Source organism: Paraburkholderia sp. (assembly GCF_035948235.1).
Classification (GTDB): domain Bacteria; phylum Pseudomonadota; class Gammaproteobacteria; order Burkholderiales; family Burkholderiaceae; genus Paraburkholderia.
In genome coordinates this window covers 1-10,092 of record NZ_DASZJJ010000207.1, presented here as the reverse complement: position 1 = coordinate 10,092, position 10,092 = coordinate 1, and the positions used below count along the sequence as shown (strand labels likewise).

The following is a 10,092-nucleotide window of genomic DNA, read 5'->3' as shown; positions in this document are numbered from 1 at the left end:
ACCTTGAGCGTGGCGTTCCTGACGATTTTCGCCGAGAGCTTCGCCGCATCGTCGATCGGCACGATCTGGTCGTCGTCGCCGTGCAGGATCAGCGTGGGCACGCTGATCTTCTTCAGGTCGTCGGTGTAATCGACTTCGGAGAACTGCTTGATGCACTCGTACTGCCCTTTGATCGAGCCCGCCATGCCCTGGCGCCAGAAGTCCTGCACCAGCCCTTGCGACACCTTGGCGTTGGGGCGATTGAAGCCGTAGAACGGCGTGGCCAGATCCAGATAGAACTGCGAGCGGTTCGCCGCGACGCCTGCGCGAATGCCGTCGAATACCGACATCGGCAGGCCGTTCGGATTGGCCTCGGTCTTGACCATGATGGGCGGCACCGCGCCGATCAGCACGGCCCTGGCGACGCGCTTCTCGCCGTGACGGCCGATGTAATGCGCGACTTCGCCACCGCCCGTCGAATGGCCCACGAGCATCGCGCCCTTCACGTCGAGCGCATCGAGTACGGCGGCGAGATCGTCTGCGTAGGTATCCATATCGTTACCCTCGGACGGCTGGCCCGAGCGGCCGTGGCCACGGCGGTCATGTGCGATCACGCGGTAGCCCTGATTCACGAGGAAGAGCATCTGCGCGTCCCACGCATCGGCTGACAGCGGCCAGCCGTGCGAGAACACCACCGGCGTACCCGTGCCCCAGTCCTTGAAATAGATCGGCGTGCCGTCCTTTGCATTCACGAAGCCGCCGCCGTGGTGGTGGCCCGTGCTGTGCGCGTGGGCCGCGCCGCCCGTGCTCGTGGCCGCGCTGGCGGCGAGGCTCGACATGGCGGCGACCGCGCCGGCTACGCCAGCGCTCGCAGAAAGCATGCGGCGGCGCGTGGCCGAAGCGGGAGTCGTGTGGATCTGCTGCGTGGTCATGCGGGTACTCTCCGTCGAAGCGTCGCGCGGCTACAGCGCGCGCGTCGCAGTTGCGTGGTTATGGCTTGCTTGTTGATAGCGATGCGGTCAGACCCGCATGCCCGAGCCAGCTTAACGACGCCAGAAACGGAAGTCCTTATCGAAACCTGAAGAATCCTGAAACGCGCTTAAGCCGCTTTCGATTCAGGCAGCGAATGCCAGAGAAGAATGACGCTGGGCGCTGCGCGCCCGCCAGTTCGCCTCGCCCGCCTGCGCGAGTTTGTCGAGCGCGAATAGACGCGTTACGCGCGGCAGGCGATAGCGCATGGTCGCAGTCGCTGCATGCGACTCGGCCAGCAGGAGCGACTTCGACACCAGCCCGGTCAGGCCATCGATCACCCGAGCCGCGTCGATCGCCGCACAGGCCGCAAGCTCCATCGCCGCATCCAGATCGAATGCGCCTTCAAACACCGCAACACGGCGCAGCACCGTCTGCTCGATCGCGTCGAGGCGCGCGTGACTCCATTCGAGCGAGGCGCCCAGCGTACGCTGCCTGGCCGGCACGCCGCGCAGGCCATTGGGGAGCGCGAGCCAGTGCGCGTCGAGTTGCGCAAGCAGCGGCCCGAGCCCGATCAGCGCGGCGCGGCGCGCGGCCAGTTCCAGCGCAAGCGGCAAGCCATCCAGTTGACGGCACAACAAAGCGACCATGTCCAGCGGCGGCATGGTCGACGCGCTAGCGCACTCGCCCGCGCACGCATGACGCAGAAATAGCTGCACGGCGGCACTGGCGCGCATCTGCGCTTCACTCGCGTGTTGCGGCGGCAGAGCGAGCGGCGCAACGCGATATACGCGCTCGCCGGCAATATGCAGCGGCTCGCGGCTCGTCGCGACGATCCGTGCATGCGGATAAGCGGCGCTCAGCGCATGGCAAAACGCCGCCGCCTCGTCGATCGCGCACTCGCAGCCGTCCACCACGAAGAGCATGTGGCGCGCGGCGGCGGCCTGGTCGAAATCCGGCAGACGCGGCGCGGCGTGCGCGGTGCAATGGGCCATTTCCGCCGCAAAGTCGATATAGCGGATGCCGGCGCCGGTGCCAGCGCTACGCGCGTAGGCCAGCTCGCACGCGAGCGCGCTCTTGCCCACGCCGCCCGGGCCCGCCAGCGTCAGCAGCGTTTCGCTGTCGAGTAAGGCGAGCAGTTCCGCGAGCGCATCGTCACGGCCGATCAGCGGCATGCGCGGCACGGCGCGCGGCCAGACTTCGTCGCGCGGCACCCCCACGGCGGGAGGACGCGCCACGTCGGTCTGCACCATCGCGTGCGCGTCAGGCGACGCAAGCCGATAACCCCGGCCCGGCACCGTGCGAATCCAGCCATGTTTGCCGCCCAGCAGCTTGCGCAGCGCGGAAATATGCACCTGAATGTTGTTGTCGATGACGACCGTGCCGGGCCAGACGGCGTTCAGGATCGCATCCTTCGAGACGATGCGCCCATCGGCGTCGATCAGGAGCGCGAGGATATCGAACGCGCGCGCGCTCAGCGGATGCGGCTTGCCGTCCAGATAGACCTCGCGGCTTGCCAGCGACACGGTCACCCGATCGAACTGGTGCATGATTTTCTCGCCATCTGCCGTCTCTCTTTTTAATCGCTTGTTTGCGCGGTTTGCGCCTGAGCGTAGGGAAACGCGGCGCGGCCCTGACGCCGGCGAAGCGCGTCATTAAGCGAATCGTAGGGTTTCGCCGCCGCTTGTTCCATCATCCATAGGTGTGGCGGTGCTACCGGTAACAGTCGTGCGGCGAGGAGCGCAGCATGGCGGTGGGCTATTTATGTGCTTCTCTCGCAGAGTCTGGCTGCGATTAATACGTAAGTATTAGACGGAATACTTGCCGGAATACTTGCTGGATCGTGACGAGGGCGACCGGCCGCAGTGGCGGTTAATTCCGCCAATTAACCGGCGGCCCACTAAACGGTCAGTCACAATATATTGCATGCCCTATACTTCGGGTCCGACGGCGCTGGCTTGCCGCGCCGGAATCGACGCTCCCGGAGATAGTGCCCGTGACCACCGAGACCCACTCCCCGCGCGCCCGTTCTACCTCAACAACATCCGCCCAGCCCGCGCGCGACGGCTTCGGCTGCTCGCTCGAACGGCTCGCGCTGAGCCAGCGGCTCGACGCGGGCGAACTGAACCTGCATCGCAAACACGCGCGTGAGCGCATCTTCGGCCAGGTCGAAACACCGGCGGAAGACCGCGGCTTTCTCGTCGGCGTGTCGCTGCAGGCGGGACACACGCGGCGCATCATGCGCGGCGGGGCGGCCAGCGCGCACGACTTTGGCGAGCACTCGCTTTATGTGCGCGATTTCGACGATAACTATCGCGCCGATCTCTCCGGCTCGTTCGACTTCGTGCTGCTGGAAGTGCCGCGCGGCTGGCTGGAGCGCATGGGCGCCGATGCCTCGCGCCATCGCGTGACGGGTCTGGCGCGCGTCGTCGGCCAGCATGACGATGTTTTCGGCCATCTTGCGCGCGCGCTGCTGCCGGCCTTCGATTGCCCCGAAGCGTACAGCCCGCTCTTTCTCGAACAGATTGGGCTCGCCATGGGCCAGCATCTGGTCACGCGTTATGGCGGCGTGAGCGCACGCCAGACTCCGCGGCGCGCCACGCTGTCGCGCTGGCAGGAGACGCGCGCCAAGGATCTGCTGCTCGAAGGCGCGGGCGCGAACGCCGGCTGCTCGGTCGAGGCCATCGCCGCCGAATGCCGCCTGTCGCCGAGCTATTTCATCCGCGCTTTTCGCGGTTCGACGGGCTATACGCCCTATCAGTGGCAACTCGCGCAGCGCATCGCGCAGGCGCAGGGGCTGCTCGCGCATAGCACGCTCACGCTCGTCGAAATCGCCAACGCCTGCGGTTTCGCCGATCAAACACACTTCACGCGTATGTTCTCCAGAGCAGTCGGCATCGCACCCGGCGCCTGGCGGCGTCAGAACGCGACGGCCGACGCCTGAAGTGCGCTGCGATATTTTCGCCAAAACGCTTCATTTATCGACAAGACACCGGGTTTACGCCAAGTTAGGATGCCTGCACGCACGCCGTCCCATCCATGCGCGCATCCGGAACCGAAACGTGAACCCGCAGTCCAGCAACAACGCCCCAGCTCCTCGCGACACGCCGACGGTCTATATCGTCGACGACGACGTGTCCGTGAACGAAGCGCTCTGTATGCTCGTGCGCTCGGTGGGTCTTAACGCGCGCGGTTTTCTCGGCGCGCAGGCCTTTCTCGATTGCGCGCGCGGCGACGAGCCGTGCTGTCTCGTGCTCGACGTGCGCCTGCGCGGCAACAGCGGCCTCACGCTGCAGGACACGCTCAATACCGTGGGCGACGCCATCCCCGTCATCGTCATCACCGGCCACGGCGACGTGCCGATGAGCGTGCGCGTGATGAAGGCCGGCGCGACCGATTTCCTCATCAAGCCGTTCCGGGATCAGGATTTCCTCGACGCGATTGCGCTATCGCTGGAGCGCGACCGCGCGCGGCTCGCGCAAAGCCGCGCCAATCACGACGTGATCGCGCGCTACGAATCGATGTCGCAACGCGAGCGCGAAGTGATGGCGCTCGCAGCTTCGGGCCGAATGAATAAACAGATCGCCGATGAACTTGGCATCAGCGAAGTCACGGTGAAAATCCATCGCGGCAGCGCAATGCGCAAAATGCAGGCGCGCTCGTTCGCGGAGTTGGTCATTCTCGCGCACCGGCTGGGAATCGCGCACGCGCATGCCTGGCAACACGCGAACGCGCGAGTATGAGTTTCAACACCGGCGCGGCGATCAGGTCATTCTTCGCTGGCGGCGGAAAAAATTCCATAACAACGCCGTGGCGTCCGGCCCGCGTGCCGAATGAAACGGCTCGGACGGATCGCCGCCGCTCCACGCGTGCCCGAGTCCGCGCACGACGCACAGGCGCACCACATTGCGGCCGCCCTTCACGTAATCGGTAAAGTCCGCGCCATCGCGGCTATAAAACCGCTGCTCGCCCACGCGCAATTCGCCGTGCTCATCGACGAGCCGGTTCAGGCGTGCGAATTCCAGCGTCAATTGCTCCGCATTGCGTTTTGCGACCACCGCATCCAGCTCGCCGTGCACGATCACGGTCGGCATGCCGGGGTAGTGCTTCACATCCACGCGCGCATCGATCAACTGCACGGGGTCTTCACGCGTGCCGCGCCGCATCACGCTCATCGCCGTCATGGTGGAAGTCGCCGCGCCAAATACCGGCCCCGAATGCAGCCCAATGGCCGCAAACAATTGCGGATCAGTAATGGCCAGCGCCGCCGCGAGACCCGCGCCCGCCGAAATACCCGCGAGATAAATACGCTGCGCGTCAAAACCATATTCCCCGACGATGGCGGCAATCAGCGACGCGACTGCGGGCGCTTCCGTATTGCCGGGATCGTCGTGCCAGTGCCAGCAGCCTTGCGCATGCGCGGTTTTCGCCTGCTCGGGCAGTAAAACCGCGAAGCCGGCCCGTTCGGCGCGCTGACAGATACGCGTGCCGCGGGCGAACGATTCGGCGGTCTGCTTGCAGCCGTGCAGCATCACGACAAGCGGCAAACCCGCAGTGGACGCACTCGTTGCGGGTAAATACAGCGCGTAGGCGAGGTGATTGACGAGACGCCCGGCTGTGGGTGCAGCGGAATGAAACGAGCGCAGCCAACGGCCGGGTAATGCCTTTTCCGGCGTTTTTGCACGGGATTCTGGCGTTGCGTTTTTTTGCGTACGGGTTGCTGGAGAAACTGTCGAGGCGCGCTTTGCGCGTTTGATGGTGGCGTTCGTGGCGATTTTGACGGCTGCGGTTTTACGCCGGGTAGCCTTTTTCTTCGGCGGCGCCATGACGCTTGCAAGCAGGTCTAAACCTCGAAGCCAAACACTGGATTTTTTCCTGGGCATGGCGTGGCCGGTGACAACGAAGCGACGCGGCACAAACAGCAAACGCTGCAAAAAGCCGCAAAGAGCCCGGACATCTGCAAAAGACGCCCGGGGAATTCAGCCAATACTGGAGTACGGTCAACCCAATCGAGCGGAACGCGCGAACCGGTATTTCGCCGGCTCGCGAATTCCATGGCAAAGGCCGCTTATGGCATGTTCATGCCACGTTCATGCCATTCAGGCGGCCCGCCTTAATGCCATCGAAACTTCTGATACTACTTACGCCATTCAGGCTGCTGCGGCCTCGGCGGCAGCGGCTTGTGCGGCGACGGCGCGCGGCTTGCGCGGCGCACGCGTCTTTTTGGCCGGTGCCGAAGCCGCAGCCTTGCGGCCGCGCGGCGCGCCAACCGTCTTTTTCACGGCGGCGGCTTTTTTAGCCGTCGCGCGCGTGGACCCGGGCTTCGGGCCGCGCTTCGCGCCAGTGGCTTTGGCGTCTGCCTTCGGTGCAGCAGCCGTCGCACCGTCGATCAGGAATTTAGAGCGGTCCTTCACGTCGCGAATCCACAGCGGCGCACGGCCACGGCCGGTCCACGTCGCACCCGTTTTCGGGTCCGCATATTTCGGTGCAACGTGATGCACCGCAGCGCCTGCCGCTTTTGCCGAGCCGTTGGCCGCCTTCACGCCCGGCTTGCGGCCACGCTTCTTGCCGACAAACGTTTCGATATCGGCCACGCTCAGGCCATGCTTGTGCATCAGGTCGCGAATCTTTGTGAGGCCGACCGACGCCTGCTTTTGAGAGAGCGTTTCCGCCTGCTTTTGCAGCTTTGCGATCTTCAGGTTGATCGCGTCCAAAGTCACCATACTCACCTCCCTTATAGGATTTCGTCTCCAGACACCTGTGAAACTTCGTTTGCATGGCGAAGTTTGGCCTGGTCCATATCGGCAATTGCCATCGTGGCAACCGGATTATGGCGGTAAAGAGCCCGCGGGTGCAAACTCATTGGATGACATTCAGCAATTCGCAAGCCCAATAGCGCTTAAATGACCAGGAAATTTTTCCGATTCCTTTCACCGGGATACTCCCGCTCTCGCGAAACTTCAAATTCAGTGTGGGCGAAATGCTTTCGAACTTCAAGATACAGAGTTTGAAAAAGTGAAAGTCTTGCGGCGACTATGTCGCGTTACGACACTTATCCGCAGGTTCACACCTCAGCATGCGCGCGCAATTTCCAGCAATACGCGCATGTTCAGTCGTCTGGCAAAAAATGGATAGTGCGAGCGCCAACATAGGGTTTCCACATGTCGCTCGCCGAGCGCCTCAATGTTGTCCAATACGCTGGGCAAACGTCGCGCGCACTGCGCGGATACATCAGATGATCTAAAATACGTGCTGCTCACGGTGTCGCCACACGAGCAGCCGCTTTTCGATATCACTTGCCACTGTTGTTTTTTCACCCCACCGGATCTGTCCGTTCCTTGCATGCGATGCATGCGATAAAGGCCTTGCAAGTCACTTTTCGACGCTCGCGTTCGCATCGTGCGATGCCATTGCCTCGCACGCGCCAATTGTCTTGAGCGGCGATCCTGAACGACACCACCCATCCATTCCGAAGTCGCTGACTGGAAAAATAACGGCCACGCACAAGCCTGCGCTCGCAGTGTTATCGATCACAATCCTTCACATCAATTCCGTCCAACGCTTTTAGACTGCCGCTGTTTGGACTGTGCTTTTTGGACTGCGATAGACCTCGCTTTAGACACAATCGATGAATGCACCTGTAGAAACTTCCCTACGCGCCGAGGCTGCCGAAACCGCTGCCCTTTCGCCGCTCATCGAGCCGCCGCACGGACTCGGTCTCGCCGAACTCTCACTCGCGCTCGGCGGCTTTGCAATCGGCACGGCTGAATTCGCCGCCATGGGCATTCTTCCGGAAATGGCCGGCGATCTGCACGTCACGATTCCCGAGGCGGGCCATATGATCAGCGCCTATGCGGCGGGCGTCGTGGTCGGCGCGCCGCTCATCACCGTGCTGCTCGCCAGAATGCCGCGCCGCGCGTTGCTGATCGTTCTGATGCTGCTTTATGCGATCGGCAATGGCGCGACGGCGATTTTCCATAGTTATGGCTTCGCGCTCGCGAGCCGATTTATCGCCGGCCTGCCGCACGGCGCGTATTTCGGTCTGGCGGCGCTCGCGGCGGCCGCGCTCGTGCCACCGCACAAACGCGGGGCGGCAATCGGCAAGGTCATGCTGGGTCTGAGCGTGGCGAATGTGATCGGCGTGCCCGCCGCCACCTGGCTCGGACAGGCGCTGGGCTGGCAGGCCTGTTTCGCATCGGTCGCCGTCATCGCGCTCATCACGGCCGGCATGATCTCGTATTCGGTGCCGACTTTGCCGATGTCGAGCAAGGCCAGCCCGCTCACCGAACTGGGCGCGCTGGGCCGTCCGCAGGTGCTGCTCACGCTGCTTGCCTCGGCGGTGGGTTTCGGCGGGATCTTTTCGGTTTATAGCTATGTGGCGTCCACGCTCACCGAAGTCACGCATCTGCCGAGCTATCACGTGCCCTGGGCACTGGCGCTGATCGGACTTGGCATGATCATCGGCAATATGGCCTGCGGCTGGTTCGCGGATCGCTGGCTCAAGCGCACCATGCTCGGCATGTATGCGTTCACGGCCGTGGTCCTGCTGGTGTTCGTCGCGGCCGCGCCGCATCTCTGGCTGATGTTGCCGGTGCTGTTCTGCGTTGGCTTCGGCTCCGCCTGCACGCCGGCTTTCCAGTCGCGTTTGATGGATGTCGCGGGCGACGCGCAAGCGCTCGCGGCCGCGCTCAATCACAGCGCGTTCAATATCGCCAATGCGCTGGGCGCGTGGCTGGGCGGCGTCGTGATTGCGGCCGGTTTTGGCTGGCTCGCAACAGGCTGGGTCGGTGCGATTCTCGCCGCGCTCGGCATTGTCGTGCTGATAGTGTCGTTTTCGCTCGACCGTAACAAGGTGAAATAAGCGGCGAAATAAGCTGCAAAAAAAGCGCCGGCACTTGAAGGTGCCGGCGCGAATGAATCGATGCTTGCCGCGCAGCCACGCTGCGCGGCCTGAAAGCCGTACTGCTTACTGCATGTGCTGGCCGCCGTTGATGGGAATATTCGCTCCCGTTACGAAACCGGCGTCGTCCGAGCACAGGAACAACACGAGCGCGGCCACTTCGTCCGGATTGCCCAGACGCCCCATCGGAATCTGCGGCAGGATCTTCGAATCGAGAATATCCTGCGGAATTGCCGTGACCATTTTGGTCGCCAGATAGCCCGGCGAAATCGTGTTGACCGTCACGCCCTTGCGCGCCACTTCGAGCGCCAGCGACTTCGTGAAGCCGTGCATGCCCGCCTTTGCGGCGGCATAGTTGGTCTGGCCGACCGAACCCTTCGAGCCGTTCACCGACGAAATATTGATGATGCGCCCCCACGCGCGCTCCACCATGCCGTCGCAAACCGGCTTGCAAATATTGAAGATCGAATCCAGATTCGTGCGCAGCACGGCGTCCCAATTGACCTTGTCGAGCTTGCGGAACGTCATGTCGCGCGTGATGCCCGCGTTATTGACCAGAATATCGATTCCGCCGATTTCATTCTGAATCTTCTTCGCGCCACGCTGGCACGAATCGTAATCGGCCACGTCGACCGAATACGCGTGAAAATCGCGGCCCGTTTCCTGCATACGCGCCAACCAGTCCTTTGCCCCTGAATTGTCCGGCGAGTGCGTCACCACGACCTTGTAGCCTGCGTCGTGCAAACGTACGCTGATGGCCTCGCCAAGGCCGCCCATACCACCCGTTACCAATGCAATACGCTTAGTCATCCTGTATATCCGCGAGAGAAGATAATCAATGGTCCTCGCAACGCCCTTTTAAAAAGCGCTACGTCTTACGAGTGCCGGCACTTCGCATGGGGCACGAAGATTGCGCGGCATGGATCGCGCGGTTTCTTGTTTGCATCGCATGATGCGCGAACTTGCTGCTAGATTGACTGCTAAATCTGTTGCGTCGTCCGCCGGCTAACAAGCCCCCCGGCGGACAACTCACTGCAAACTCACACGGGAATCAGACGCGTTCCAGCGCGAGCGCCACGCCCATGCCGCCGCCGATACACAGCGACGCCAGGCCGCGCTTCGCGTCGCGGCGCTGCATTTCGTGCAGCAGCGTCACCAGAATCCGGCAGCCCGATGCGCCGATCGGGTGGCCAATCGCAATCGCGCCGCCGTTCACGTTGATCTTCGACGTGTCCCAGCCCATC

The 10,092-nt window shown here is 63.0% G+C and carries 8 protein-coding genes and 1 pseudogene; 3 read left to right on the top strand and 6 right to left on the bottom strand.

Features of this window, described 5'->3' with window-relative positions; translation table 11 throughout:
* Both VG320_RS17845 and VG320_RS17840 read right to left on the bottom strand, forming a co-directional pair.
* A partial coding sequence (locus tag VG320_RS17845; RefSeq protein ID WP_327201413.1) for an alpha/beta hydrolase occupies positions 1 to 911 on the bottom strand: 911 nt, incomplete at its 3' end.
* Positions 912 to 1,094: 183 nt separating this feature from the next.
* The gene (locus VG320_RS17840) at positions 1,095 to 2,498 is read right to left on the bottom strand and encodes a winged helix-turn-helix domain-containing protein (RefSeq protein WP_327201412.1); all 1,404 of its coding nucleotides are present in this window, start codon (positions 2,496 to 2,498) and stop codon (positions 1,095 to 1,097) included.
* A 446-nt stretch (positions 2,499 to 2,944) separates the two neighbouring features.
* Here VG320_RS17840 and VG320_RS17835 point away from each other — a divergent pair, with 446 nt between their 5' ends.
* Positions 2,945 to 3,892 (top strand): helix-turn-helix domain-containing protein, encoded by a 948-nt coding sequence (locus VG320_RS17835; RefSeq protein WP_327201411.1) that lies wholly within the window; start codon positions 2,945 to 2,947, stop codon positions 3,890 to 3,892.
* 118 nt (positions 3,893 to 4,010) lie between these two features.
* Entirely contained in the window at positions 4,011 to 4,691 is a 681-nt protein-coding gene (locus tag VG320_RS17830) for a response regulator transcription factor (protein ID WP_327201410.1), read from the top strand.
* Between the two features lie 21 nt (positions 4,692 to 4,712).
* Here the strand turns inward: VG320_RS17830 and VG320_RS17825 are convergent, their stop codons facing one another.
* A complete protein-coding gene (locus VG320_RS17825) occupies positions 4,713 to 5,831 on the bottom strand; it encodes a PHB depolymerase family esterase (RefSeq protein WP_327201409.1) in 1,119 nt (372 codons plus the stop codon).
* 267 nt (positions 5,832 to 6,098) lie between these two features.
* On the bottom strand, positions 6,099 to 6,671 hold the full coding sequence (locus tag VG320_RS17820; RefSeq protein ID WP_327201408.1) for an H-NS histone family protein: 573 nt from the start codon (positions 6,669 to 6,671) through the stop codon (positions 6,099 to 6,101).
* Between the two features lie 905 nt (positions 6,672 to 7,576).
* On the opposite strand from VG320_RS17820, the gene VG320_RS17815 reads away from it, so the two are divergent.
* Positions 7,577 to 8,809, top strand: a complete 1,233-nt coding sequence (locus VG320_RS17815; protein ID WP_327201407.1) for an MFS transporter — start codon at positions 7,577 to 7,579, stop codon at positions 8,807 to 8,809.
* Positions 8,810 to 8,914: 105 nt separating this feature from the next.
* On the opposite strand, the gene phbB is transcribed toward VG320_RS17815, so the two are convergent.
* Together phbB and VG320_RS17805 are read right to left on the bottom strand one after the other, a co-directional pair.
* Entirely contained in the window at positions 8,915 to 9,658 is a 744-nt protein-coding gene (phbB, locus tag VG320_RS17810) for an acetoacetyl-CoA reductase (protein WP_327201406.1), read from the bottom strand.
* Positions 9,659 to 9,899: 241 nt separating this feature from the next.
* A pseudogene (locus VG320_RS17805) lies at positions 9,900 to 10,092 on the bottom strand (acetyl-CoA C-acetyltransferase); the annotation flags it as partial.